Origin of the sequence: Pseudomonas sp. SJZ074, from assembly GCF_007828215.1 — a bacterium.
In the GTDB taxonomy this organism is placed as follows: Bacteria; Pseudomonadota; Gammaproteobacteria; order Pseudomonadales; family Pseudomonadaceae; genus Aquipseudomonas.
Genome location: NZ_VIUE01000005.1, coordinates 138615 through 164665 on the forward strand (window position 1 = coordinate 138615; position 26051 = coordinate 164665).

Below are 26051 nucleotides of genomic sequence, written 5' to 3' on the forward strand. Positions count from 1 at the left end.
GCCCTGTGGGAGCGGGCTTGCTCCGGGCGGCGATCCGACGAAGGCGGCCTGTCAGTCACCTCGATGTTGAATGTATCGACGCGTTCGCGAGCAAGCCCGCTCCCACAGGTCCGGTGTAATACCGCAGTCCCCCTGTGGGAGCGAGCCTGCTCGCGATAGCGGCCTGTCAATTACCCGATACCAACAGTTGCCGCACAGCCACTTCCCCCGGCTGGACGTCCCGAATTCCCCTGTCTAGAGTGAAATATCCGCGCCGGATACATCGGGAGGGATTCCTGTGAACCAGCTTAATGACTACACCAGCCTGATTGATCCATTGAATGTAAAAATCATGGAGCTGGCCCCCAAGGAAAAGCGCGATGGTAAGAAAACCAACCTGTTCTTCACCCCCGACACCGCATTCGACGCCAAGCCACTGACCCTGACGACCGGCAGCTATCCCTTCACGCCCATCGGCAGCCTGGGCATCACCCAGGTGGATACCACAGGAAAGGAATGGAGGCATGTCGTCAATCAAATCACCAACAGGCATGGCCTCACTTCGGATTACGGCAATCCTGACCGAGCCGATCAACTGGTCTTGCTGGACACCCTGGACGCCCTGAAGATCAAGGAGGCCGTCGCACGGGACAAGCAGTTCACCAAAGGCAGCTACTACCATCCCGACGTCGAACAGGTATTCGGGACAACCAACCCTGTCACAACCTATGCCGCCCAACAGGTCATCGAACGCCGAGCCGTCTTGTGTCAACCCGTGCCCGATCCGATTGCGCTCAACTACTGGAACCTGCTCAGCTCGGACCCGACCGCGCAGGCAAAGGTCTATAACTGGCTGCAAACCCATGGGTGGATTTCCCACAAGTTCTCGGTCCATGACAGAAAATCGGGAAACAGAATCCAGAACCACTTCCAGAACCTGGAGAACTCCAACGCCATACATTTCGCCAGCGAAACCCGTGGGGAATATGCTGCCGCCAAACTGCTGATTACCGTCCTCGGCAACGAATACCAGATGAAGATCGGCAAAGCCTCTTCAGGTCGCACCAATGGCATCGACCAGATATGGGTCAAGCGCAACCTGATCAGCGGCGTGGTGGAGGAATACATCATCGTCGAGTGCAAAGGCAGCGTGGATGCGTCGCTCAACGAAGCCAAGTATGGCTGGCAGATGTCGCCGTGTTGGGTCTTCTATTGCCTGGTCGGTCTGCTGGGCACCAATGGCAGTCTTGCCAGTACCTCGACCACGGATGTGTTCGCCAAGACCACCATGGTCAGGAAAATCTTGAACGCCTTGATCAACCCAGGCCCGCCCGTGGTGAAAGGCCTGGTCATCCAGCCCATGACCAAGTCCATCACCGCACCGAATAACATCGAAATGGTCGACTTGGGCGCCTATGACCTGGTCGAGCAATATACGAATGCGGTGGCCGGACACTCGAAGTTCCATAACGCCCAGGTGTTCACCGGCACTTTGTTCTAGGACGTCAACGCCATGAAAAAAACAGAACAGGAAAGCCTCCTGTACACCCTGAAATCCCGCTTTGAACAAAACCTCCATCGTCACCCGGACCTTCAATGGCCTGACATCCAGGCCCGGCTCGAAAGCAACCCTACCGCGCTGAAAACCCTCCAGGCCATGGAAACCACCGGAGGCGAGCCGGACGTGATCGGCCACGACAAGCATACCGGGCGCGTGACCTTCTGCGATTGCGCCAGGGAAACCCCGGCCGGCCGCAGAAGCCTTTGCTATGACCGCGCCGCCCTGGACGCGCGCAAGGAAAACAAACCTCGGGGCAGCGCGCTCGAGCTGGCCGCAGAGATGGGCATCACCCTGTTGACGGAGGATCAGTACCGCGAGCTGCAGGCGCTGGAGGCATTTGATTTGAAAACGTCCAGCTGGCTGGCCACACCCGCTGAGATTCGCTCGCTGGAGGGGGCGATATTCGGTGACCGGCGTTATGGCCGGGTGTTCGTGTACCACAACGGCGTGCAGTCGTATTACGCGGCGAGAGGGTTTCGTGGAATGCTGGGTGTTTGAACTGAACCTGTTTGCGAAGCGGAGTGGCTGTCGGCGAATAGGTTGAATGCAGGGCCGCCATCGCGAGCAGGCTCGCTCCCACAGGGGATTCGTGCAAGCGCATAGTTTGAGGGGGTCACGGCTTTTTAGCGATGACGACCAACCCGCCCACTATCAGCGCCGCGCCTATCAGCGTGCGCAAGGTGATCACTTCCCGCAGGATGAGCCACGCCAACAGCATGGTGACCAGTACGCTGCCTCTGTCAATCAAGGCAATGGTAGCGACGTCGCCCAGTTTCAACGCCTTGTAGTAGAAGATCCAGGACAGCGCCGTGGTAACGCCGGAGGCTCCAAGCCACAGCAGGTTTTGCTGGTTGATCTGTGCGATGTGTTGAACCGGCACCGCCCATGCGGCGAATACCAGCACAAACATGCACACGAATAATGTACGAACGGTCAGCCCCAGTTCGGCTGATATGCCGTTGAGCCCCATCTTGGCGATCACCGATGTGAAGCCGGCAAAGAACATTGAGATGCAGGCATAGATCACCCATTTTTCCATGGCTTCTATTCTCCAGGTCAGGTAGTCGGAACAGGCGTTCGGAACTCAGGTGTCATGTCCTGCACGGGTATTTGTAGCACCTCTTGCGCGACGCGATATCGATTCCAGAGGCAGTAGCGACAGTTGATCAGGGTCTAGGTCTATCAAAGGCGCGTACCTGGCGAACAGTTCGCTTGTCGTCTACTTTTCACTGGAGCCGCCATCACCCAGCCTGGAGAAACTCCATGTTCACCTTCCCCCGAGCGCAGCAGAATAGAAGATGGGAAGGGCAGGGTGACCTGCTTGGCGGTGGAATTCCCTGGTTTGGCGTGGACAGTCTGGGGGTGTGCTTCGGTTTCAGTACGCTATGGATTAAGCTCGGCGCACCTTATAACTGTTTTGATGCATTGCGGGCCGAGAACCAGGCGGTTATCGAAACCCAGCGCAAGCTGACCCAGGCTATGGAAGGATTCGAAGTGTTGATGGCCATGGGCACTACCGCCGAGGGCATCATGGGAGCCAGTACGGTCAGCGAGACTGCCTACGTCGACGGTGTTGCCAGCCACATCGTCCTCGACATCCTCCAGAGAGCCGGCGCCCGCCACTTCGTTGTCTCGTTCTACTTCTCCGGTGGGCCGGAAGGCGCCGGTGGTCATGCGATCGGGGTGTCCTTCGATGTGGGCCAGACGGGGAGGCTCTTCGACCCCAATTACGGTATCGGCGCCTACTCGTCGAGAACCGACCTGTGCAACGACCTGCATGGGTTGCTGGCGAGCTACGTTGTGCCCAACGGGCATGTCAGTGCCAGCTACCTTCTGGAATTCGCGGTCGTCGACGATGACGATGGGTTTGGTGATTTCATGAGTGCAGCTGATTTTCACTGATTGACGTTGATGGGGTTAAGCGCAGGCGCGGACGTCCTTCCAGGTCCTCAGCCCCCGGACACACCTTCCAGCAACACCTGTTCCAAAATCCCGAAAAAACATTTGATATGCGCCTGCTTCAACGCCTGGGGCCGGCTCACCAGATAGACCTCCAGGTCTGGAATAGGCAGCTCCGCAAACACCTCGATCAGGTCCTGCGCCAAGACCCGAGGCAATACCGCCACCCCCATGCCGCGCCGCACTGCCTCAAGTTGTGCCGTGAATGAATTCACGCTGATCGGCCCGCGCTCCAGGCCGCCGGCTTTTGCCGCGCGCAATTGCGGCAGCATGTCCAGCGGAGGAAGCAAGGCGATATGGGCCGTGGCCGGGGTGAGCCCTGGAGAGCGCTTCAAATAGTCTGCATCGGCGAAGACGCCATAAGCGACTCGGTCTATATGCTTGTAAATCAGTGATGGCTCACCCAGATGCGCGGTGCGCACCCCGATGTCGGCCACGCCGCGGACGATCTTGTGGAACTCGGCGGTGACCAGTAATTCTACTGAACAACGGGGGTGCAGGGTGGTGAAGCGGCTCGCGGCCTCCAGTACGGAGGAGGAGAAGCCTTCCCCGGCACTGACCAGCACGCTGCCACTGAGCTCGGCCTGGCGCCCGGTCGGGCTCGCAACGGTTTGTCGGCGCAAACCGGTTTCCGCGGCCAGGGCGACTTCCACCAGCGACTGGCCTCGCGAGGTCAGCCAACAGCCTTCGACGCCCCGCTCGACAAGGGGTTCGCCCAAGGCGCTTTCCAATTGCGTCAGACGACGGGACACCGTGGACGCCGCGATTCCTAACAACTGTCCCGCTTGAAGAAAGCTACCGCGCCGCGAGACGGCCAGCAGCAGTCGAAGATCGTCCCAATTCGCTTGCAATGCCATGCGTCCTTTCTTCCCTGGTTTGCATATATGCAAAGCCATTATGCAGCAGTCGCTGTTTTTCAAAAATGGCGCCGACGGTATATCTACGGCCCTTCGAAACCCATGGAGTGGACTCTATGACCACCGGCCCCAACGACTATGCGGAACGCGCCTCAAGAGCCTTCAATTGCCGTGATGTGGAGGCGATGCTTGCATTGGTGAGCGAGGACTTCATCTACCTCGATGGCTCGGGCATTCAGATTGGTCGCGAGGCCATGCGCAAACGGGAAGTCGCATTGTTCGAAGCGCTGCCCGACGCTGAAATCAACTTTAGCCCTTTCATGGTCGCCGAGGACCGACTGGCGCTGGTCGCCGTACTGTGCGGCACCTTCACCGCCCCCCTGATGTTGCCGGAGCGAGTGATACTGCCCCATGGCCGGCACATCACTGTGCACTTTGCGGCGCATTTCATCTTCAAGGACGGCCTGGCTACCCATGAAGAAGTGTTCTTCGACAGCGCGGTGCTGCTGCCGTCCGCCGAACAGGGGGAGGGCTGAACCATGCAAAACATATTTGTGACCGGGGCAACCGGCTTGCTGGGTAACAACCTGGTACGGGAACTGGTTGCGTGTGGCTACGCGGTCAAAGCCCTGGTCCGCTCCAGAAGCAAAGGTGAACAGCAATTCAGTGACCTGCCCGACGTGGAGCTGATTGTCGGCGACATGGCCGATGTCAACGCCTTCGCCGCCTCGCTGCAAGGCTGCGACACGGTGTTCCACACGGCGGCGTTCTTTCGCGATAACTACAAGGGCGGCAGCCACTGGGCGGCGCTCGAAGCGATCAACGTCACGGGCACCCGAGATCTGCTTCATCAGGCGTACCGCGCGGGCATACGCCGATTTATTCACACCTCGTCAATCGCCGTGCTCGACGGTGAGCCCGGCGCGTCCATCGACGAAACCTGCCTGCGGGCCGAGGTCGATGCGGACGATTACTACCGCAGCAAGATCCTCGCCGACAGTGTCGTCCTGTCTTTCCTGGATGCCTACCCCGACATGCACGCTTGCATGGTCCTGCCCGGCTGGATGTGGGGGCCTGGCGACATGGGCCCGACGTCTTCGGGGCAACTGGTCGATGACGTCGTGAATGGCAAGTTGCCCGGGTTGATCCCCGGCAGCTTTGCCGTGGTCGATGCCCGCGACGTGGCCTGGGCTCTGATTGCCGCAGCCAGACTGGGACAGCGAGGCGAGCGCTACCTCGCGGCGGGCCGGCATATGACCATGGGGCAGTTGGTGCCTGTGCTGGGACGGATCGCGGGCGTCAAAACACCTTCGCGGCAACTGCCGCTGCCCTTGCTATACGCCTTTGCGACGGTGCAGGAAATCTATGCCCGGCTGACCGGCAAGCCGATTCTGTTGAGTCTGGCGACGTTGCGGCTGGTGATACGCGAGGAGCATCGCACCTGTTTCAACCCTCGCAAGAGCGAGCAAGCGCTGGGGCTACGCTTCCGGGATCTGGAAGTGACCATTGCGGACACGGTGGCCTGGTATCGGGAGCATGGTGGGTTTGGCAAGCACAATGCTGTAAACACTGCATAACGACTGGGCCGTTCTGTGGCGAGGGGATTGTTCCCCGCTGGGATGCATAACAGCCGCAACCTCAACTCCCCAAAAAACCACCCCCCAGCCTGATGCCAGTCAGTTAAGCCACGAACGATCCGTTCCCTTCAAGTCTTCGCCCCACCTGCCGCTATTGGTATGACAATTTTTACCCACCCCTCGATTGTCTTTGCGATACCTTTGCCTTTCGGCAGTGGGGTTGGCGAAAGCACGACAAGAGAACGCAGCGAATGGACGACGGACGAGACGAAAGGAGGGCGGCTGAGGCTGGAAGCGCGACGGTGTCTTCCGATTCGCTGCCGCATATTCTGCTGATCGACGATGTTCCGGAGGATCTCCGTGCGACGCTGATACTGCTGAAGGCGCAACCCTGGCGCATTTCCCTGGCCAGCGATGCTCACCAGGGGTATCAGCGAGCGCTGGCATTGCGTCCCGACTTGATCGTGCTGGATGTGCACATGCCGCACATGGACGGTTTCAGCCTGTGCCGGCTGCTGCGCGAGGCGCCATCGACCCGGCAGACGCCCATTCTCTTCTTGTCCTCGGCCAACAGCACCTTCGAGCGCCTGGAAGGGCTGACCGTGGGCGCGGTCGATTACATCCCCAAATCCTGCGCCCCCGAGGAAGTGCTGGCGCGAATCAAGATCCACCTGCAATTGACCTGGCGCGCGCCGCCGCCCCTTCAGCACAACCCGACGGACCCGGAGCCGGAGGGTGACGAAATTGTGCTGCGCGCCGCGATGCGCTGGATTGAGCAACATCTCGACGATATGCCCTCCCTCGTGCAACTGGCGCAAAAAGTCGGTACCCATGAAAAACGCCTTTCGCGGATATTTCGCGAGTACCTGGGCCTGACCGTGTTCGCTTACATTCGCGATGCGCGGTTGCGTCGAGGCCAGACCTTGCTGAGCGAAAGCGCCATGAGCGTGCAAGACGTGGCTGAATTGATCGGTTTTCGCAATGCCTGCAACTTCACTACGGCCTTCCGCCAACGCATCGGCATGACCCCCAGTCAATTTCGCCAGCAAACCCTGGGCATCACCGATGCCGAGTCGGCCGGGCGCGCCTGATGCGGCTCGTGCAATTTCTGCTGCTGGCGATGACGCTGTTGTCCGCCGGCCTGTTGCGCGCAGCGCCCGTGGACGCCTGCCAGGCTGAACAGTTGGACGTGATGCCCGCGATGCAGGTTTTCGAAGATCCCCAGGCCAGGTTGAGTCTGGAGGACGTCGCGCAACTGCCCGACGGGCGATTCAGCACCGCGACCCCGACTTGGCCGACGCAAGGCTACAGCCGCTCGGCATTCTGGTTGAAACTGCAACTCACCAATGCAAGCGCCAGGGCCTGTTCGCGTTTGCTGGTAATCGGCGCGCCGCGCCTGGAGGACATCCGCATCCATCAACCTGTCGACGGACACTGGCGCGAGGTCCGGGCTGGTAGCGCCCATCCCCTGGCCGAATGGCCACAACCGCCGGCGCGCCAACCGGCGTTCCCGGTCACGTTGGCGGCCGGGCAGAGCACCACCTTGTTCATCCGGGTGACCAGCAATTTCCAGTTGCTGCTGGAGCCGCAGCTGTGGTCCGAACCGGCGTTGCTGCGCAGCCAGCAACAGACCTACCTGAGCGACGGTCTGACCCTGGGCATTGTCCTGCTGGTGGTCCCGTTCGGGCTGATCGTTGGCTGGATCCTGCGCTCCCGCTTGCTGAGCGTGAATGCGGGGGCGGTGCTGAGCTATATCCTGCTGACCTGCACCGTGAATGGCTACTTGGTCTACTGGCCCGCGGCGCTCGGCTGGACACGTGAGCTACTGGCCTGCCTCAGCGTGACCTCGTTCGTTCTGTTCCTCGCCTACATGCGCGTGTTGTTACAGGTGGCCCGGCTGCCCAGAATCATTGGCTGGAGCTATTGGGTGCCGCTGTTGGGCTGTGCCTTTGGCCGAATCTGGTGGTTGAAGGTCGATCCGGTCCAGGGCGCGCAGATGATCCAGGCGTCGCTTTTGAGCTTTTACGGTGCGCTTCTCGCCACGCTGTTCATGGCATGGCGCAGGCGGCTCACTTACAACTGGATGGCGTGGCTGGTGCCGGGGCTGCTGCTGTCGCAGTTGTTGATGCGATTCTTCTTCCCCCAGGAACAGTTGCCCTGGCAGTCCCCGCAAAGCAAACAGAGCCTGTCATCGACATTGCCCGGCGTGGCGTTACTGGTGTGCACATTGATCATCGAAGTCAGCCGCAGTCGGTATCGGGAAAAGCACGCTCTGTTCACCCTCGAACAGCAGCGCCAGGCCGAGCACGAGCGCCTGGAAAGCACCGTGGCGCTGCGCACGGCACAGTTGCGCGAATCGCTGGCGGCACGCAGTGCGTTGATGGCCCGCATCAGCCATGACCTGCGCTCGCCGCTGGTGCGCATCATCGATTATTCGCGCCTGCTGCACGCGGGGCTGAACCGGGAGTACCCGGCCCATATCGAGCGCAACGCCCGTCAGCAACTGGAACTGATCGACGAAATGCTCGAGTTCTCCCAGGGAGAATTGGAGCAGATGCAACTGACCCTCGCGCCCGGCTATTTGTACGGGTTTCTGAAAGAGATCGAAGAGGAGGCGGGCTTCCTCGCCGCGCGGCAGGGCAACACTTTTGAAGCCGTTCTGGTGCCGGATTTGCCGGCGCTGGTTGAGGCCGATTTCAAACGGCTGCGGCAGGTCCTGATGAACCTGTTGGCCAACGCGGCGAAGTTCACCCGTAACGGCCGGATCCGTTTCGAAGTGAGCGCTGCTCCAGGGGCGACGGCTGACAGCGTGGTGCTGTGTTTCAGCGTGATCGACAGCGGCATCGGCATCGATCCACTAGAGTTCGAACAGCTGCTGCAACCGTTCCGTCGCGGTCGCAACGCGCAACGCTACGAAGGCAGTGGGTTGGGCTTGTCCATCGTCACGCAACTGCTGGAGCGCATGGGCAGTCGGCTCGAACTCCAGGCCGGCGAGCAGGGCGGCAGCCGCTTCAGTTTTCGCCTGCAATTGAACTGCGCCCAGGAACACGAACTGGAAAACGGTATTGTCGATAACCATGCCGAGCCGTTCGATGGCCGAGGCCAGCACGTGCTGCTGGTGGACGATGTCGAGCAGAACGGCGAATGGCTATATGACCTGTTGGCCGGCTACGGGTTTGACGTGAGCCTCGCGGCGAACGGCGAAGACGCCTTGGCCTGCCTGGCCCAGCAGCCGGTCGACCTGCTGATCAGCGACCAGATGATGCCCGGCATGGACGGCTGGGCATTGCTGCGACAGGTGCGCGAGCACGGGCACGATTGCCCGGTGCTGCTCTATTCGGCCGTGCCGCCCCGCAGGCCGGAGGGCTATCCCGAGGACCTGGCCTTCGATGCGGTTCTGCTCAAGCCCGCCGACAGCCGTGAATTGTTGGCGTGGCTCAAGGCACTGACGGGCTCGAGCAGGGTGCGTCGGCCGATGGCCCGGGAGCAATAGCGTGCTCGGTCGGCGTTACCGGCGGCTCTTGCTTGGCAGTCTGACGGCATTGCCCTGGACGTGGGCCTGTGCTGAGCAAGCGCCATCGCCGACCGTGCCTGCGGTGTCGCCCGGCCCCCTGGTCTTGGAGGAAACCACGGTGACCGCTCGTCGCCGCGAGGAGGATCCGCAAGATGTGCCGATCCCGATCAACGTCCTTTACGGCGAGCAACTGGACGAGGCCGGCCTGCACCGGCTGCAAGACATCCAACAGCGCGTGCCCGGCCTGGTAGTTTCCGGACATGACGCCCGCTTTGCCGGCTTCGGCCTGCGCGGCTTCGGCGCCACCGCCTACAACGATGGCCTGGAGGGCAGCGTCGGTACCTACGTCGATGGCGTTTACCAGGCGCGCCAGGGCATGGCCTTCACCGAGTTGATGGACATCGAGCGCATCGAAGTGCTGCGCGGGCCCCAGGGCACCCTCTTTGGCAAGAACACTACCGCGGGCGCGCTGAACATCATCACCCGCCAGCCAACCTTTCAGCCTGAAGCCAACCTCGAAGCCAGCTACGGCGAGCGCGGCCTGCGGGAATATCGCGGGACGGTTTCCGGGCCGTTGCAGGACGATGTGCTCGCCGGCCGACTGAATGTTTTCGACAGCGCCACCGATGGCGCCGTGGAAAACCTGCAAGACGGCGCCCGCCTCGGCGATGCCGACAGCCATGGCCTGCGCGGCCAGTTGCTGTGGACGCCGACCGCCGACTTCAGCGCGCGCCTGATCGCCGACTATGCCGAGCAAAACGAAGCCGGCAACGTCCTGCTGGTCAATCACTACAGCCAACAGACCCGCAAGCGCGCCCAGTTCCTCGGCTATCCGCTGCCGGAGCCCGACCCTTACAAGCGCGAGGCACGCATCGACGCGCCGGGTCATCCGCAAACCCTGCAGAACGGTGTCTCACTGGAATTGAATTGGGACCTGGACGAGGCGATGCGCTTGACCAGCATCACCGCCTACCGCGACTGGGACTACCACGCCACCCGCGACAGCGACAGCACGACGCTGTCCGTGGCCGAGTCCGAAACCGAGCTGGGCCACCGGCAGTTCAGCCAGGAATGGCGCCTGTCCGGCACGGTCGGTTCGTCCGTCGACTACGTGGCCGGGCTCTATTACCTGCGCCAACAGCTTGACCGCGAGATCGACGCCGATTTTGGTAAGGACGCCGCGGCCTGGTTCGTCGGCGATCAGCTGGAAGCCTTGCGCAAGCTCTATGGCATCACCTTCACCGATCCGAAGCAGGTGCCGGCGATGCTGCTGGACGGCGCCCGGCAACGCTATGACGGCGAACAGAAGGGCGACAGCCGAGCCATTTTCGGCCAGCTCTCATGGCGGCCGATCGACCCGCTGGAACTCACCGGCGGCCTGCGCTACAGCCAGGAGCGCAAGGACGGCTGGATCTCCCGCGACGTCAGCAATCTCGCCCCGCTGACGGGGTTGCCGCCGGTATTCCAGGCCGGCGGGCAATTGCTGCGCGACATTGCCCTCGGCGGTGCGTATTACCGCGAGGATTCGATAAAGGAAAACAACCTCTCCAGTCTCCTCAGCGCCAGCTACCGCTTCAGCGATGCGGTAATGGGCTACGTCAGTTGGTCGCGGGGCTACAAGGCCGGCGGCATCAACTTCGACGTGGTCGGCCCGTTCACCGCGCCCACCTTCGAGCCGGAGCGCGCCACGTCCCTGGAACTGGGCATGAAGACGCGCTTCTGGGATGAGCGCGCATTGCTCGACCTCGCCGTCTACCAGACCGACGTCGACAACTATCAGGCGCTCACCTACAGCCCGCCGACGTCCATGTTCGCGCCGCCGCTGCGGGACAATCTGATCAACGTCGGCAAGGTCCGCCTGCGCGGCATCGAGCTGGACTCCGCCTGGCAACTCACCCCTCAACTCACCGGGCGCCTGGGCCTGGCCTGGAGCGATGCGCGCTACCGCAGCTTCCCCAACGCCCCGTGCCCACCGGCCTCGGGCCAATGGACCTGCGACCTCAGCGGCGACCGGCTCTACAATGCGCCGGAATGGAACCTCAGCAGCGGCCTCGACCACACCCATCCGCTGCCCTACGGGCTGGAAGCCTTCAGCGGCATCGACTACAGCTTCCGCACCGGCTACTCCGGCACCCTCGAAGGCGGCGAAGGCAGCTATCAACCCAGTTACGGCCTCACCAACCTGCGCCTGGGGCTGCGCAGCCAGGACCGTGGGTGGGAAGTGGAAGGTTGGGTACGCAATGTCTTCGACCGTCGCTACATCACCGCCGTCTACTCACTGCTGGGCGCCGGTGACTATGGGGTGATGCCCGGCAGCGAACGAACCGTCGGCACCACCGTCAGGCTCCGTTATTGAGGGAAATGAAACGGGTCGGACAAAACGCCAGACGATTGCCGCCGGCCTTTTTCGACAGGTACATCGCCTGGTCCGCCTTGCTGATCAGCCCATCGACTTCCTGCCCATGCTCCGGAAAGAACGCCACGCCGATACTGGCGGCGATCTCCACCGTTTGCGCGCCAATCAAGATCGGCGCACTGGCCGCCGCCAGCATCCGCTTGAGCAGCGGCTCGCTGTCCTCCACCGCCTGCAAATCCACCAGCCCCGCCACAAACTCATCGCCACCGAGGCGCGCCAATGTATCGCCCTCACGCAACGTCGCATTGATCCGCGCCGCGACAATCTGCAACACCCGATCTCCCCAGTCATGTCCGTAACTGTCGTTCAGCGCCTTGAACCCGTCCAGATCAATGAACGCAATGGCCACCTTGTGTTGGTGAATCCGCGCCTTGCCCAGCGCCTGACGCATCCGCTCGGCCAACAGCAACCGATTGGGCAGTTGCGTGAGGGCGTCATAACGGGCATCGCGCTCCAGTAACTGAAGGCGTTGCTTCACCTGCGTCATGTCGCTGAGCAGCGCCACATAGTGCTGCACGTTACCGTGACGGTCATGCACGGCACTGATGCTGATGCGCAACGTCATCTCCCGACCATCCTTGTGGTTGCTTTGAATCTCGCCGGACCAGTGCCCGTGGAAATCCAGCGCGGTCTTCATCGGCGCATAAAACGCCGTGAGCCGCCGCACCATGCGATGGGAATTCAAATCCCGGCCCTTCACCTCGTCTTGCCCGTAACCGGTGAGGCGGGTGAAGGCCTCGTTCACGCTGATGACCCGACCGTAAGGATCAACTAGCACAATGCCCTCCCGCGCATGGCTGAACACCGTCGCCGCCAACTCAAGGCAAACACCGCTACCGCGCAGCTCCAGCGCGTCCTCGTCACGGGGCGCCGGCCATATGCTGGAGTCGAAGCCCTGCTGTGCCAGGTAACCGGCCAAAAACGAAAGCGCCCGGTGCAGCCGAGTCAGTGCGTTCGTTACGAACCTGGAATCAAAGCAATAGCTGCGGATGAAGGTGCGTAGGTTCATTTAGGTTTATGTGAGGCTGGCGGGTAAGGGGAGTGCGAGTGAAGGGGGAATTATCGGGGGGCGGATTTGCCGAGAACTTTGCTGGAGAGGATGGGGGCTTTGCGGGAGGGGATGGAGGGGAAATATTTTTGCTGGGCGTGCTGTGGCTGCGCCTTCTGAGCTGGGAGTTTCCCCAGGGTATCCACCCACCTGTGGCGAGGGGATTCAGCGAAACGTCGCACCGCCCCGCTGGGCTGCGCAGCAGCCCCAAACCGCAAGAGTGAAAAACGGATCAGATGGCTGGTCATTTCACCACTTGGTTCGGTATCGAAATCCAATCTGATAGTCGAACTTCTCTGGATCGATTGGGTGATCAAAGAAGGGTTGGATGATAGGTATCCATCCAGCGAGCACATCAAAGCCTCCGTCATATATCTCCGGTTCGCTTTCCAGATCCAAAGCGGTGATTACCGACAAATCGTCCCCCAAGTCTTTCGAGTATTCTTTGCCTTCAGCCAGTTCGGTTTTTTTGTCGTACCAATCCAATTTAAGCTTCAAACCCATTGAAATCCTCACAAGTATTTTTTAATGCTGCGGTTTTTTCTAGCCTGACTTACTTGCAGACCCGTTTCGTGATCGAACGCGCCTAAATGGCTTCCATCGCTTGCGCGGTATGCCTCGAGCTCACCATGTCTGGAATCCCATTCATAAATAGTTCTTCCTTTAGGATCAACCCACCGCTCTCTAAGGCCTGCCCCTGCTTGTTTAGGTGTTTTCTTTTTTGCGGATTTTAGATTTGGAATACCGGTAATTTCTTCGGTTTCTGGCGCTGGATGATAGTCATGATCGGCGTTACCGCTTCGCCTGACCGAGGCAACGACATAAACCGGTCGAACCCCCGAATCCGCCGGAAACACCAGAATGAAATCCTTGTACTCCGGCGGATAGATCGGATCGACAATGATGCTGTCGGCCATCGACGTCGGCGGGTAGATCCAGATGGGAGGCGCCTGGGGTGCGGCCTCCAGGGCTGGGATGCCGAGGGTGTCGGCCGGGTTAGTGGCCGGTGTCCAGATCAGTTCGATGCCATCACCCAGGTCGGCAACGAACTGGTCAGCTCGCGGAGTGAACTGGATAACGTCGACCATTTCCCAGTCGCGATTCTGACCGGTGTAGAAACCGTAGCCCTTGAGGCTGCCGTCGGCCTGTTGCTCGATGTTCAGGCGCATGCGACTGCGGGCTTGCTTGAGGTTACGTAGCTGGTCTTCGCTGTAGAGCGCGCTGTCGTCCAGGCTGGAAGGCCAGAGCAGGGCGACGATGCCGGTCAGCAGTGCTGCGCCGACGGTGCCGCCAGCGGTAGCCGCCGTAGAAGTCGCGGAACTGCCCAGCGCGAGCCTGCCCAACGTAAGCGGAACCGCGCCCGCGCCGATCTGCTTGAGGGGGACCGTGCCGGATGAATCGGCGCTGCGGCCGCCGAGCCACATGAGATCGCCATACTGCTTGACCAGATCGGCCGGGACGTAGCCGTTGGGGTTGTTGTAATCGATGATGCCATCGGGGAGCTTACAGCTCTTGGCAAACACGCTTCCCGCGACGCTGAGTACGGGCTTTTTATCTAGCGTGGCCCAACGCTCCCGTTCATAGGCAGCCTGCCGGGCAAGCATGGCTTCATAAGCTTGCTGTCGGGCCTCGCGCTCGGCCAGTTCGCTGGCGGTCATGTCCCGATAGGTGACGTAATGCCCGTCACCGCCGGGCGGGTTTCGGACTTGAGGAATGTCTTTTTTGCGTGTCGCCACGTAGTGAGTCTCGTCCAGTGAGTGCGGGACAGACGCTAACGCGGGAAGATAGGGGCGCGATGTAGGAGGTTTCTGAAGTGGTCGTTCCGGTTTCCTCAATGCAGGTAGGGCTGGCTGTTGAGGGGCTGAATAAGCCGAGGCGCAAATCGATCTGGTTGACGGCTGAAGGGCTGGAGCGAGGTTCGCCAGCTTGCTGACCGGTTGTTTGGAAAAGAGAGTTGAGGGTGCGCGTCGCCCCGGTCCCTCGCCGGAAGTCACGGCCAACCCTGTCGAAGCGTGGTTTCAGCTAATGGCTGCGGCTTCTGAGCTGGCAGTTACCCCAGGGTATCCACCCACCTGTGGCGAGGGGATTCAGCGAAACGTCGCACCGCCCCGCTGGGCTGCGCAGCAGCCCCAAACCGTCCAACGCAGTTTATCGATTTTGATCAGATAGAGTTGAGAGAGTGCAGATGCCCTCCAGCCCACATCGCCTTTGCCAAACTACGCCAGAATCCGCTGGCTTGTGCACCTTGGACCTCACCGGTAGCTTGGGTCCTGTCACGGCTCACCAGTGAGCGGGTCGGCGGTACGCACTTCAGGATGAATGCGCAGCATCAGCGGCGGCGACTCACACCGTTGACTTGCAACGGGTGTGGGATGAACAGAACCGGAGGAACTGACCGATGATCAGCAAAGCTAAAATAAAAAGCGTGAGACCTGTCCCTGGCAAATATGCCTTGCAGGTGGAGTTCGTCAACGGTAAACGCCACGACGTGGACCTACGCGAATACATTCACCAATTTCCGGTGCTCAAACCCTTGGAAGACCTGTCGCTATTCGCCATCGCCCAGGTGGGTGAATGGGGTTTTGATGTGAGCTGGGGTGATCTTGAACTCGCGGCTGTCACCTTGCATCGGTTGGCTCTGGAACAGGCTGGTGAGGTGATGCCGACCCAGGCATCCAAAAGCTGGATTAGTGAATACCCTGCTGCCAACTAATGTCTGTTTGCTCGAGGGTTGCTCCTTCAGGATCAACCCACCGTTCTCTTGGTCCTACTCCTCAGTGATCCAGCTTAGTCCTCATGCCTTACTCAAGGCAGACGATTTGAATAATTCGGTTATCACCATCAAGTGTTGTGTGAGTCCACTCTTCTATCGTCTTTAGCTGCTGCGGTAACAAATCATAGACGAAGCAAAAATCCTCAGGCTTTGTCCAGCCCATAAGCACAGCCAACTGGTCTATGTAGGCGCTTGGAATTTCTACTGTCTCTATTAGTTCTTCTGTTGTCATGTCAAAAATTTCAACGATGGGCTTCACTTTTCTACTCTCCTTGTTGGATCGGCCGGTTTTGTTTGTTCGCCAGTCATTGGGTCGTATTCACCAAGATGTTTCCCTTGTTTTGTATATAGCTCTACAGCTCCGTGCTGTGAGTCCCATTCATAGATTCTTCCGGCGCGATCCTTCCACCTTCGACGCTTAACACCGCCACCACGTACAAACGTTTTAGATGGAGTCGTTTTAGCATCTGGGAAGGCTGGAAGCAGCGAGGGAGGTTTGTGGTACTTATGATCCCCCGGAACACTCAAAACCACATAAACCGGCCGAACCCCCGAATCCGCCGGAAACACCAGTATGAAATCCCTGTACTCCGGCGGATAAATCGGGTCGACAATGATGCTGTCGGCCATTGGCGTCGGCGGGTAGATCCAGATGGGAGGCGCCTGCGGCGCGGCCTCCAGGGCGGGGATGCCGAGGGTGTCGGCCGGGTTAGTGGCCGGTGTCCAGATCAGTTCGATGCCATCACCCAGGTCGGCAACGAACTGGTCGGCTCGCGGAGTGAACTGGACAACGTCGACCATTTCCCAGTCGCGATTCTGACCGGTGTAGAAACCGTAGCCCTTGAGGCTGCCGTCGGCCTGTTGCTCGATGTTCAGGCGCATGCGACTGCGGGCTTGCTTGAGGTTACGTAGCTGGTCTTCGCTGTAGAGCGCGCTGTCGTCCAGGCTGGAAGGCCAGAGCAGGGCGACGATGCCGGTCAGCAGTGCTGCGCCGACGGTGCCGCCAGCGGTAGCCGCCGTAGTAGCCGCGGAACTGCCCAGCGCGAGCCTGCCCAACGTAAGCGGAACCGCGCCCGCGCCGATCTGCATGAGGGGGACCGTGCCGGATGGATCGGCGCTGCGGCCGCCGAGCCACATGAGATCGCCATACTGCTTGACCAGATCGGCCGGGACGTAGCCGTTGGGGTTGTTGTAATCGATGATGCCATCGGGGAGCTTGCAGCTCTTGGCAAACACGCTTCCCGCGACGCTGAGTACGGGCTTTTTATCTAGCGTGGCCCAACGCTCCCGTTCATAGGCAGCCTGCCGGGCAAGCATGGCTTCATAAGCTTGCTGTCGGGCCTTGCGCTCGGCCAGTTCGCTGGCGGTCATGTCCCGATAGGTGACGTAATGCCCGTCACCACCGGGCGGGTTTCGGACCTGGGGGATGTCTTTTGTGCGTGTCGCCACGTAGTGAGTCTCGTCCAGTGAGTGCGGGACAGACGCTAACGCGGGAAGATAGGGGCGCGATGTAGGAGGTTTCTGAAGTGGTCGTTCCGGTTTCCTCAATGCAGGTAGGGCTAGCTGTTTGAATAAGCTGAAGCGTCAGCTCGGTTTGAGCTTATGAATCCGTGCTGTCATGGAACAACCCACCCGCGCCAGAATAGCTAAACTCACTGCTTATCTTTGACCAGTAGAGTTTAGGGGATGCTGATGCTGATCCGGCGTTACCAGCTAAACATGCGTGGAGTAGCGACCATGAATTACGATGACAAATTGATAGAAGAAGCTGTGCTTGCCTTGTTGGCAGCCTTCAGTTCCGACGACGGAAACGCTTGGAAAGGTTTCGACTTCGAAGTCATGAACCGATTGCATGAACAAGGCCTCATCAGCAATCCGGTAAACAGGAACAAATCGATCTGGTTGACGGTTGAAGGGCTGGAGCGAGGTCGGCAGCTTGCCGACAAGTTGTTTGGGACAGAGCGTTGAGGGGCGCGTCTGAACGGATTACCCACTCGCCAGCACAACCCGTCCAAACCGGGCGTTGTGATCCTGCGGCGTAATCGCCAGCAACTGATCGAGTCGAATCTCTCGGCGACCTTCCGCAGTGTCCACATCAAGAAACTCCTCCCGCGTGGGGGCGGTGCGCGTGGTGATTGCACGGGCGGTCAGGCGTTGGCCGTCAGTCAGTTCGATGTCCAGCGTGTAGCCATACAGGCAGGCAATTTCCAGGTAATCATGCAGGTCGCAGTTCAACGGTTGATAGGTCTTCATCTCAAGTGACCCCCAAGGGAGCGAGCGGACAGGTTAGGGCGCTACCTGTCCGTCGCAAGATTAGAACTCTCAATCAGCGCAGCTGTTTCAACATCGTCTGCAGTTGCTGGTTACGCGCCTCATCCAATGGGAAAACCGGCAGACGTGGATCGCCAACCTCCAGGCCAAGCGTACGCAAGCCGGCCTTGATGGTGGCAGGCAAACCGCCCTTGAGGATGAAGTCCAGCAGCGGCAATTGACGATAGAACAACGCCCGGGCCTGGCTCAGGTCGTTGGCCAGTACGGCCGCATACAGGTCGAGGTTGAGCTGCGGGATCAGGTTCGGCGCGGCGGTGCACCAGCCCTTGGCGCCGGCGGCGAAGGCTTCCAGCGCCAGCGGGTTGCAACCGTTGTAGAACGGCACCTGGCCTTCGCCCAGCAACTGCAGCTTGTGCATGCGCTGAATGTCGCCAGTGCTTTCCTTGACCATGGTGACGTTATCCACCGCGTTGAAAATCCGCAGGATCAGCTCCACCGACATGTCGATGCCGCTGGTGGCGGGGTTGTTGTAGAGCATGATGGGCAGGTCGATGCTGGCGCCGATGGCCTGGTAGTGCGCGAGGATTTCCGCCTCGCTCAGTTTCCAGTACGAGGCCGGCAACACCATCACCACATCGGCGCCCTTCGCCTGGGCAAAGCGTGCGCGGCGCACCGCCTTGGCGGTGGTCAGGTCAGACACGCTGACCACGGTCGGCACCCGGCCGGCGACGCGGGCGATGCTGAACTCGCTGACCTGGTCCCACTCGGCGTCGCTCAGGTAGGCGCCTTCGCCGGTGCTGCCCAGGGGCGCGATGGCATGCACGCCGCTGTCGATCAGACGGTCGATGGACCGGCCCAGTGCGTCCAGGTCCAAGCCCTGGCCGTCGCTGGAGAAGGGCGTGATGGTGTAGCCGATGATGCCGTGGATGTTGGGGGTAGACATGGCTTCGCTCCTGGTGGGTTCAGTTCAAGCAATCGGCGTGTTGGCGCAGGGTCTGCCGGGCGTAGTAGTTGAAGGCGGCCGCGTGACGCTTGGGGCGGGCGATCCAGTCGTGGGCTTCGCGGCCCAGGTGAGGCAGGATCGGTTTCACCTCGCCGGCGGCCATGGCCAGCAATTGCAGCTTCGCGGCGCGTTCGATCAGTTGGGCGATGTTGCAGGCTTCTTCCACGGTGGCACCGGTGGACAACTGGCCGTGGTGGGAAAGCAGGATGGCGCGCTTGTCACCCAGGGCACCGGCGATCAATTCGCCTTCCTCGTTACCCACCGGCACACCCGGCCAGCCCTCCAGGAAGGCGCAGTCGTCGTACAGCGGGCAGAGGTCCATGTGGGAAATCTGCAGCGGCACTTCGAGCATCGACAGCGCGGCGATGTGGGTCGGGTGGGTGTGAATGATGCAATTCACATCCGGCCGGGCGCGGTAGACCCAAGTGTGAAAGCGGTTGGCCGGGTTGGGCATGCCATGGCCCTCCAGCACCTCGAGGTCTTCATTGACCAGCAACAGGTTGCCGGCGGTGATCTCATCGAAGCCCAGGCCCAATTGCTGGGTGTAATAGGTGCCAGGTTGCGGCCCACGCGCGGTAATCTGCCCCGCCAGCCCTGAGTCGTGGCCGTTCTCGAACAGGATGCGGCAGGTCAGGGCCAGCTTTTGTCGTACAGTCCACGTATTATCCGGCAGTGTTTTCTGCATCTGGTTAACAGCATGCTGGACCAACTGGTCCTTGGGCGTCGCCAGTGTCTTGCTCATACCCGTTCTCCTGATTCGTTCTTTGACCGTTCTTGATCCGCGTCATGGAAGCTGTGAAAGGAAGGTGCTGATGACACTAAATAGACTATATGACACAAAGTGTCATTTGCAATCGCAGATTGTCCGTTTCTCTGGAAATGTTGGTTACCTATGTCCATTCGCTTGAAATTGCTCAGGAAAAAACTCGGCATGACACTGGACGTCCTGGCCGAAAAAACCGGGATGACCAAGAGCTACCTGTCCAAGGTGGAGCGGGGCTTGAGCACGCCCTCCATCGCCACAGCACTCAAGCTCGCCAAGGCCCTGAGCGTGAAAGTCGAGGAGCTGTTCTCCGAAGAAAACGTCTCTCTCGACAGCTACAGCCTGGTGCGCAGCGAAGACCGCCAATCCCTCGCGGCGAGCAGCGGCAGCTCCGAATACGCGGTATTGGCCCACCAGGTGTCAGAGCGCAGCCTGCTGCCCTTCATCCTCTATCCAGAGGCCGAATTCACGGCCCATCACGCGTTCAAGGAACACACCGGAGAGGAGTTCCTGTTCGTGCATGAGGGCCAGGTGGAAGTGGACTTCATGAACGAGCGCGTGTTGCTAAACCGCGGGGATGCCTTGCATTTCAATGCGCAGAAACCGCATCGGTTGCGTTCGGTGGGGGATGTTCAGGCGCAGTTGCTGGTGGTGGTGCACAGCGATGAGGCGTCGGAGAAGGGCGAGGGCGCCTAATGCGTCGCTTCGCCAAAATGGGGCGGGCTTGGGACAACCAAATCACTGGTAGGCAACAAGTGAGGGTTAAACGAGCTACCGAGCCTGATCAGCGTGGCCCAGGCACCGAACCACACGCCGCGAACCTTATGCAGGCGTTTGCAGGAGTAGGATTACCTACGAAAAAATAGTCAGTCCCATCCGGCCTATTAAAAAAACAAGCAACACTAGGAAGAAAACTCTTATAAAGCCGCTTCCATAACGCAGTGCCAAAAAGACACCGGTGAGCGAGCCGGCGATATTGCACAGAGCGACCACGCCCCCTACCGCCCATAAGACATTCCCAGACGGAACAAAAAACATAAGTGCTGCGCTAAACGTGCCAAGATTAACCAACTTTGCCGACGCTGATGCGTTTAAAAAGTCGAAACCAAAAAACTTAACAAAGATGAAAAGCAGTAGACTACCGCTACCAGGGCCAAAGACACCATCATAGAAACCGATCAAGCCGCCAAGAAGAGTACCTAACGCAATCTCCTTCGTTCCGTAGTGTTTGTTGGAGCCTACCAGCCCAAGTCTTTTTTCCTTGAAGGTATAAATAGCCATGACTATCAGGATGAAAAAGACAACAAATTCCATCAGCTTTTTGGGCGCAATGGATACTACGGCGGCCCCAAGGAAAGCAAAGACAAACGCTGAACACATGGTGGGAAGCATCAGCCTCCATACGATGGTAATTCGTTTCAGATAGCTGAATATGGAAGAGGTATTTCCCGCCAGAACGGCAAATTTATTAGTCCCGAAAACTGTGGCCAGGCTTTGCTGGGGGAGGGCATGTAAAAGTGCTGGGACTTGTACAAGCCCGCCACCCCCTACCGCTGCATCTATCAAACCGCCGCAAAAGGCAAAAAAGCCCAGCGCGACCATAGCTTGATCAAAATCCATATAGGAGATCCTGTAGAAGCTTGAATTTCCAGATCATGGCATTCCCTTAAGTTGAAACTGGTTTCTCTTGGAGGTCGGTTAGCCTGCGACTTGTTGCAGGGGATAATTGGAGTTTTTCTGCGGCATAGTAAGCCTACGTATATGAGCTCAGGGCGTTGTGCATTGCCGCAAAAGCTTTTCCTACTCGTTCGTTGTAACTAAGCATAATTCCTTTTAATCGGCTTGGCTTAAAATTTATACCTACCGTTCGGCCATAGGCTTGTGCCGCGGCCAAAGCATGCAAGCCATGCTTGTTTTCCACTTCACCGGCATGACCCATTACATAACTTTTGGCGTTGCGAAAGCGCAAAGTATCCGCTCTCATGTCCGGATTAACCTCGAGTAACTTATTTTCTATGTGTTGAGCGATGAAATTATACTCCCGACCATTCCATAGCTCTGAAGAAATCGAAACCATCATGGCATCCAATATCGAGCCCTTATGCGCCGCTGAGTTAAGTGGGGATTTATATTCCGCAACTCCAGTGTCATATAGAAACTGTGAAAATTCGTTACATTCATTTAATTTATACTGATCTTCAACCCAAGCTGTTGCTCCAAAAGCTGATGTCATATATTCGTACATGCCATCGTGGCCTTGGTGTCCAAGCCCGAAATCGTCTTTCACAACTTCATGCATGTGTGCCATAACGTTGTTATAGCCAGCTCGCTTTTCAGCCGGTAAAGATATCGCGTCTGCTGATAACCGCATGATGATTTTAGCTGAAACTAAACTAGTGGTTTTGTGAGTTTCATTCCATCCATTGAAAAACATCAGAACAGTAGGGTCCACCGTTTGCTTTCTAAGGAAGGCTCTGAATGCGCTTTCAGTATGGAAATGGGCTTCTTGTGTAATTGGATGGCGAAGCACCTCAAGCATGGCATCTTGAAGTTCGGATATTTGCACTATGTGAGCTGGCGAGGGTTCCCTGCGGTGATTTTCAAATATGGTTCGTCCGGGAATTTTCAAGTTTCGTATGTGCTTGGGTAGTGACTCAACAAAAAACTCCCCAAACTCTTGCATAGACTTGCTTTCAAATATATCGAAGCGACGTTGCTGTGATGCTGAGTTCATAGGTATCTTTCCTTGAAAATGATCGAATTATTTAATTCTCTTAGAATGTTCTGATTTACCTTCCTTGAAAATCAGCTTCTAAATGTTAAGCGACTTGAGGGTGTGCAACAAGTGACTTATACTCAGCAAATAATTCACTTTCAGTGAGTAGTGGGATGGAGCTCTCTCAGCTAACTATGTTCAAGACCGTGGCCGATCAAGGTAGTATTGTTCGTGCTGCTACACTGTTGCACTGTGTTCCGTCAAATATTACGAATAGGATTAAAATTTTAGAAAGGGAGCTTGGCGTTTCCTTGTTCATAAGGCAAGGAAGAGGGCTCGTCATCAGTCCTGCCGGTAAATTATTTCTTGGCTACACGAATAGAATATTGTCCTTGTGTCAGGAGTCACAAAGAGCTCTCGATCCTATGGCTGCGCCCTCGGGAAGTTTGAGAATTGGCGCTATTGAATCGTCAGCTACAGGTAGATTGCCCAAGTTGTTGTCAAGGTACCATCATCTCTATCCTCTGGTGCAAATGCAATTTGGTACTGGCGATTGGTCGCACTTATTAATTGATGTGGTGAGCCATAAACTGGATGGGGCAATCATCGCTGTCAGACCTGAGCATCCGGATATTGCTGCCACTGAGATTTACAAGGAAGAGCTGGTGTTGATCGCTTCTGCGACGGCGGCGCGGATAAGTGAACCGCAGGATTTAAGTGGCATGGATATATTCATGTGGCCAGAGAGATGCCCGTATAGGGGATCGCTGGAAAACTGGCTGAGGATGCATGAGGTGTCGAGCTCCATAATTGATATAGCCAGTTATGGCACCATTCTTGGCTGCGTTAGCTCCGGTGCCGGAGCTTCCTTAGTTCCGAGGGGGATGTATGAACAGTTCAAAAACATTGGAAGTATAAGTGGGTATATGTTTGATGATTTGACGCCTATACAAAATTATTTTATGTGGAACAAGAATGTTGAAGTTCATCGTGCGAAGGACAAGTTTGTCGAACTGCTGGTAGAAGAGTTCAAAGAAATATGATGGTATTTTTACAAAGGTAGGTGGGGTGCCGTTGCCGGCTCTAACATGCCCAACCTCAGTGATATCTACCCGGCAGGGGGATCGGACCAGGCGCGTATCAAGGAAGTGGAGAACAACAGGATTGTTTTGGAGCAAAGTGCCCGGGGCGGGCAGCCCCTTCATCGTGACCACCCACCGTCAGGTTGTGCCCTAGAACTCACATCGCCTTGCGCCTTTCCCTACAACTACGCCAGAATCCGCCGGCTTGTGCGCCCTGGGCAGCGTCGGTAGTTTGAGTCCTGTCACTGCTCATCAGTGATCGGGTTTAGTCGCCCGTCGTAGCTAAGTCGCTCAAGCGTCCATCAGTCAGGTATTCCCCATCCCTGCGCTCGATGGTGGCTGTGCGCAGGGCGCCCTTGGGCGCGCCGATTTCTTAGCTCGTCGGTCGACTAACCTGCGTACAGCTGCCACCCATCGTTTAGTCGCGAGCGGGTCGTAGCCTCAACCAAAGAGAGCTAAGACCATGGTCAAAATTACACCGAATCCTCCAGTTACCGACGAACATGTCTCCCGCGCCCAGACTGCGCGTAACAAGAAAATCGACGACGCTGCTACGCGAGCGTTGGATTTCTATCTAAATCCCAAGCCTGACAAAGAAACGTCCGACAATCCCAACACCATCTTTCGCATCGCTTCTGATGTGGATTCTGAATGCCTGCTTGCCAGCCTCAGTGAGAACCTGGCTTCGGCCAATGCCATGATCAGTGATCTGGCGTTCGATCTCGACGGATCGCGGCGGCATGTGGCGTTGGGGATTCAACAGGTGATTGAGTTGAGTGAGCTATTGGCGAATCGGGCGTTGGATATTGTTGAGGTGAGATAGCCGAGGCGCTTGACCTCAGTACAGGAAAGGCCTTGCCCAACTAGGCCTTTCTTGTGCGAAGAGAAGGGCCGCCCTGAACAACCGCTGGTTTTCCCTTGTCGACGACACGTCAGGAATGAGGATAAATCGCCGAAGAAACTCAAGTTGTTGAATTGAACGCCGATAGGATGCGCAAGAATTTCTCCCGAGGGACCGGGGCATGCTTTACGGCAATACTTGCTTAGGAGAACCGGAGTGCTGCACGCCTCCTCATGGATTAGGAGCTTTCAATGAGCATTGTCTCGACACTTAAGCAGTACTCTGTAAAAGGCTGGGCCGCTGTTGTAGCCATTGTTGGTTTGATGGCAGGGCTCCCTAGCATCTCATCCTGGTTGGCCGACATGAGGGCTGACTACTACAAAAGCCATTTCATTGGCCGTTGGACCGAAGAGTTCAGCTATCCCAATGGCGGCGGCGTTCAGTTCGAGTTCAAGGGCATGACCGAATACTTCGCCAACAACCATTACAATCTGAGCGGGGTGATCGCGCTGGTGGGGACAGAGCCTTCGAAACCCTATCGCTTTGAGTACAGCGTCAATGGCGCGGGTAGCTGGAGTGCCGATAGCGAGTACCTTTCGTTCACATTGGAGCAAATGAAGACGGTGCCCAAGACGTACACGGTGGATGGCAAGGATATTTCGCCTCTGACGGTGGCGCAGTTTGTCGGCCCTAGCATGCCCAACCTCAGTGATATCTACCCGGCAGGGGCATCGGGGCAAGCGCGCATCAAAGAGGTGGAAAAGAACAGGATTGTCTTGGAGCAAAGCGCCCTGGACGGCAGCCCCTTCATCGTAACCACCCACCGTCAGGTCGCACCCTAGAGCTCACATCGCGTTGCGCCTTTGCCTACAACTACGCCAGAATCCGCTGGCTTGTGCGCCCTGGGCCTCGTCGGTAGTTTGAGTCATATTAGCGATCCCACATGGGCGCCTGTTGTTCTGTAAGAGGGGCGGCGTACTGGGTTACTGAATATCTTTCAAATAACAACTGAGCGCGATGAGCGGGTCCTCGAACTGAATCAGTTTCTGTGCAGAACTAAAGTCTATCGCCAGGCGCTGCAATTCGCGGCCCAAAACTGTATCAACGCCCCCAAGCGTCCCTTGGACAAGATCCAGGCAGCGCTCTATCTTAGCTTGAATCCCCTGAATATCCCCCCGCCGCACCAGCAGCCCAAACACCTCCCGATCATAGTCCCCCATCAACGGATCATCCCGCAAAATCGGACTATGCCCCTCCGTCTCATAAGCCAGCTTCAGCGAGTAAAGAGCGACCGTTTCCAGCAGCAATTCCATGGGGTGAAGTCCTTTGTCAGCGGGTGAGGAGGGGCGGTGGATCAATTGGGCGTTGCAAGGCGGAGCGTCGGCGGAGGTAGGGGCATTTTTGTGAGCGCTTTGCGCTCAAGCGGGAGCAAGCTCCCTCGCCACAGGTTCCTACTAGCCACAGATTCTTCCTTGCCACAGGTTTGGTGGTTGGGGCCGCTTCGCGACCCAACGGGGATAAATCCCCTCGCCACAAAAGGGCATGGTCAATCACTTTCCTGCAGACGAAAAAAAAGACCTTGAATTTCAAGGTCTTTCTTTAAAATGGTGCCCCGAGGGAGACTCGAACTCCCACTCCTTTCGAAAACGGATTTTGAATCCGCCGCGTCTACCAATTCCGCCATCAGGGCT

27 protein-coding genes and 1 tRNA gene are annotated in these 26051 nt (G+C 58.1%); 14 read left to right on the top strand and 14 right to left on the bottom strand.

All coding sequences use genetic code 11. The features are described from left to right. Window positions 1-277: 277 nt before the first annotated feature. Window positions 278-1480: a hypothetical protein gene (locus FBX99_RS08605; RefSeq protein WP_145131233.1), complete on the top strand. Its 1203-nt coding sequence runs from the start codon at window positions 278-280 to the stop codon at window positions 1478-1480. Between the two features lie 12 nt (window positions 1481-1492). Continuing rightward, the gene (locus FBX99_RS08610; protein ID WP_145131235.1) at window positions 1493-2038 is read left to right on the top strand and encodes a DUF4256 domain-containing protein; all 546 of its coding nucleotides are present in this window, start codon (window positions 1493-1495) and stop codon (window positions 2036-2038) included. 115 nt (window positions 2039-2153) lie between these two features. Here the strand turns inward: FBX99_RS08610 and FBX99_RS08615 are convergent, their stop codons facing one another. Further along, window positions 2154-2579 (bottom strand): EamA family transporter, encoded by a 426-nt coding sequence (locus tag FBX99_RS08615; RefSeq protein ID WP_144923045.1) that lies wholly within the window; start codon window positions 2577-2579, stop codon window positions 2154-2156. A gap of 224 nt (window positions 2580-2803) precedes the next feature. Between FBX99_RS08615 and FBX99_RS08620 the strand changes: the two genes are divergently transcribed. Beyond that, window positions 2804-3442, top strand: coding sequence for a YopT-type cysteine protease domain-containing protein (locus tag FBX99_RS08620; RefSeq protein WP_145131237.1), 639 nt, complete (start codon window positions 2804-2806; stop codon window positions 3440-3442). A gap of 47 nt (window positions 3443-3489) precedes the next feature. Here the strand turns inward: FBX99_RS08620 and FBX99_RS08625 are convergent, their stop codons facing one another. After that, window positions 3490-4356, bottom strand: coding sequence for a LysR family transcriptional regulator (locus tag FBX99_RS08625; protein WP_145131239.1), 867 nt, complete (start codon window positions 4354-4356; stop codon window positions 3490-3492). A gap of 116 nt (window positions 4357-4472) precedes the next feature. Here FBX99_RS08625 and FBX99_RS08630 point away from each other — a divergent pair, with 116 nt between their 5' ends. The 5 genes from FBX99_RS08630 to FBX99_RS08650 all read left to right on the top strand — a co-directional run bounded on the left by FBX99_RS08630 (window position 4473) and on the right by FBX99_RS08650 (window position 11803). Continuing rightward, on the top strand, window positions 4473-4892 hold the full coding sequence (locus tag FBX99_RS08630; protein ID WP_144923054.1) for an ester cyclase: 420 nt from the start codon (window positions 4473-4475) through the stop codon (window positions 4890-4892). 3 nt (window positions 4893-4895) lie between these two features. Further along, a complete protein-coding gene (locus tag FBX99_RS08635; protein ID WP_145131241.1) occupies window positions 4896-5933 on the top strand; it encodes an SDR family oxidoreductase in 1038 nt (345 codons plus the stop codon). A gap of 251 nt (window positions 5934-6184) precedes the next feature. Beyond that, a complete protein-coding gene (locus FBX99_RS08640; protein WP_178111874.1) occupies window positions 6185-7024 on the top strand; it encodes a helix-turn-helix domain-containing protein in 840 nt (279 codons plus the stop codon). Continuing rightward, on the top strand, window positions 7024-9426 hold the full coding sequence (locus FBX99_RS08645; protein WP_144923063.1) for a 7TM-DISM domain-containing protein: 2403 nt from the start codon (window positions 7024-7026) through the stop codon (window positions 9424-9426). Before FBX99_RS08640 ends, FBX99_RS08645 begins: the two co-directional genes overlap by 1 nt. 1 nt (window position 9427) lies before the next feature. Further along, a complete protein-coding gene (locus FBX99_RS08650; RefSeq protein ID WP_144923066.1) occupies window positions 9428-11803 on the top strand; it encodes a TonB-dependent receptor in 2376 nt (791 codons plus the stop codon). Here the strand turns inward: FBX99_RS08650 and FBX99_RS08655 are convergent. The 3 genes from FBX99_RS08655 to FBX99_RS08665 form a co-directional block, all read right to left on the bottom strand. After that, window positions 11787-12872, bottom strand: coding sequence for a sensor domain-containing diguanylate cyclase (locus FBX99_RS08655; protein WP_144923069.1), 1086 nt, complete (start codon window positions 12870-12872; stop codon window positions 11787-11789). The two genes, FBX99_RS08650 and FBX99_RS08655, sit on opposite strands and share 17 nt — an antisense overlap. Window positions 12873-13160: 288 nt before the next feature. Next, on the bottom strand, window positions 13161-13415 hold the full coding sequence (locus tag FBX99_RS08660; protein WP_144923072.1) for a colicin E3-like toxin immunity protein: 255 nt from the start codon (window positions 13413-13415) through the stop codon (window positions 13161-13163). 8 nt (window positions 13416-13423) lie between these two features. After that, window positions 13424-14647 carry a colicin E3/pyocin S6 family cytotoxin gene (locus tag FBX99_RS08665; RefSeq protein WP_145131243.1) on the bottom strand — a complete coding sequence of 408 codons (1224 nt, stop codon included), beginning with the start codon at window positions 14645-14647 and terminating at the stop codon, window positions 13424-13426. Window positions 14648-15309: 662 nt separating this feature from the next. Between FBX99_RS08665 and FBX99_RS08670 the strand changes: the two genes are divergently transcribed. After that, a complete protein-coding gene (locus FBX99_RS08670; protein WP_145131244.1) occupies window positions 15310-15624 on the top strand; it encodes a DUF2442 domain-containing protein in 315 nt (104 codons plus the stop codon). An 88-nt stretch (window positions 15625-15712) separates the two neighbouring features. On the opposite strand, the gene FBX99_RS08675 is transcribed toward FBX99_RS08670, so the two are convergent. Together FBX99_RS08675 and FBX99_RS08680 are read right to left on the bottom strand one after the other, a co-directional pair. Then, window positions 15713-15943 carry a hypothetical protein gene (locus FBX99_RS08675; RefSeq protein ID WP_145131246.1) on the bottom strand — a complete coding sequence of 77 codons (231 nt, stop codon included), beginning with the start codon at window positions 15941-15943 and terminating at the stop codon, window positions 15713-15715. Then, entirely contained in the window at window positions 15940-17133 is a 1194-nt protein-coding gene (locus FBX99_RS08680; protein WP_145131248.1) for a colicin E3/pyocin S6 family cytotoxin, read from the bottom strand. The genes FBX99_RS08675 and FBX99_RS08680 overlap by 4 nt, the downstream gene beginning before the upstream one ends. A 237-nt stretch (window positions 17134-17370) precedes the next feature. On the opposite strand from FBX99_RS08680, the gene FBX99_RS08685 reads away from it, so the two are divergent. Next, complete coding sequence (locus FBX99_RS08685) at window positions 17371-17652, top strand: DUF6429 family protein (protein ID WP_256662464.1); 282 nt, start codon at window positions 17371-17373, stop codon at window positions 17650-17652. Between the two features lie 18 nt (window positions 17653-17670). Here the strand turns inward: FBX99_RS08685 and FBX99_RS08690 are convergent, their stop codons facing one another. The 3 genes from FBX99_RS08690 to FBX99_RS08700 form a co-directional block, all read right to left on the bottom strand. Next, on the bottom strand, window positions 17671-17937 hold the full coding sequence (locus FBX99_RS08690) for a Rho-binding antiterminator (protein WP_144923078.1): 267 nt from the start codon (window positions 17935-17937) through the stop codon (window positions 17671-17673). A gap of 73 nt (window positions 17938-18010) precedes the next feature. Continuing rightward, entirely contained in the window at window positions 18011-18898 is an 888-nt protein-coding gene (locus FBX99_RS08695) for a dihydrodipicolinate synthase family protein (RefSeq protein ID WP_144923082.1), read from the bottom strand. Window positions 18899-18917: 19 nt separating this feature from the next. Then, complete coding sequence (locus tag FBX99_RS08700; RefSeq protein ID WP_053152480.1) at window positions 18918-19700, bottom strand: aldolase; 783 nt, start codon at window positions 19698-19700, stop codon at window positions 18918-18920. A gap of 150 nt (window positions 19701-19850) precedes the next feature. Between FBX99_RS08700 and FBX99_RS08705 the strand changes: the two genes are divergently transcribed. Next, window positions 19851-20417 (top strand): helix-turn-helix domain-containing protein, encoded by a 567-nt coding sequence (locus FBX99_RS08705; protein WP_145131250.1) that lies wholly within the window; start codon window positions 19851-19853, stop codon window positions 20415-20417. Between the two features lie 156 nt (window positions 20418-20573). On the opposite strand, the gene FBX99_RS08710 is transcribed toward FBX99_RS08705, so the two are convergent. Both FBX99_RS08710 and FBX99_RS08715 read right to left on the bottom strand, forming a co-directional pair. Continuing rightward, window positions 20574-21341 (bottom strand): TSUP family transporter, encoded by a 768-nt coding sequence (locus tag FBX99_RS08710; protein ID WP_145131252.1) that lies wholly within the window; start codon window positions 21339-21341, stop codon window positions 20574-20576. Window positions 21342-21474: 133 nt separating this feature from the next. After that, complete coding sequence (locus FBX99_RS08715) at window positions 21475-22455, bottom strand: hypothetical protein (RefSeq protein ID WP_145131254.1); 981 nt, start codon at window positions 22453-22455, stop codon at window positions 21475-21477. A 155-nt stretch (window positions 22456-22610) separates the two neighbouring features. Between FBX99_RS08715 and FBX99_RS08720 the strand changes: the two genes are divergently transcribed. From FBX99_RS08720 to FBX99_RS08730, 3 genes are all read left to right on the top strand, one after another. After that, window positions 22611-23480: a LysR family transcriptional regulator gene (locus tag FBX99_RS08720; RefSeq protein ID WP_145131256.1), complete on the top strand. Its 870-nt coding sequence runs from the start codon at window positions 22611-22613 to the stop codon at window positions 23478-23480. A 502-nt stretch (window positions 23481-23982) separates the two neighbouring features. Then, complete coding sequence (locus FBX99_RS08725; protein WP_145131258.1) at window positions 23983-24342, top strand: DUF6124 family protein; 360 nt, start codon at window positions 23983-23985, stop codon at window positions 24340-24342. A gap of 269 nt (window positions 24343-24611) precedes the next feature. Further along, window positions 24612-25202 carry a hypothetical protein gene (locus FBX99_RS08730; RefSeq protein ID WP_145131259.1) on the top strand — a complete coding sequence of 197 codons (591 nt, stop codon included), beginning with the start codon at window positions 24612-24614 and terminating at the stop codon, window positions 25200-25202. Between the two features lie 141 nt (window positions 25203-25343). Here FBX99_RS08730 and FBX99_RS08735 read toward each other — a convergent pair whose 3' ends face one another. Together FBX99_RS08735 and FBX99_RS08740 are read right to left on the bottom strand one after the other, a co-directional pair. Beyond that, window positions 25344-25673, bottom strand: a complete 330-nt coding sequence (locus FBX99_RS08735) for a hypothetical protein (protein WP_145131261.1) — start codon at window positions 25671-25673, stop codon at window positions 25344-25346. Window positions 25674-25965: 292 nt separating this feature from the next. Beyond that, window positions 25966-26050, bottom strand: a tRNA-Leu gene (locus FBX99_RS08740). Between the last annotated feature and the right edge of the window lies 1 nt (window position 26051).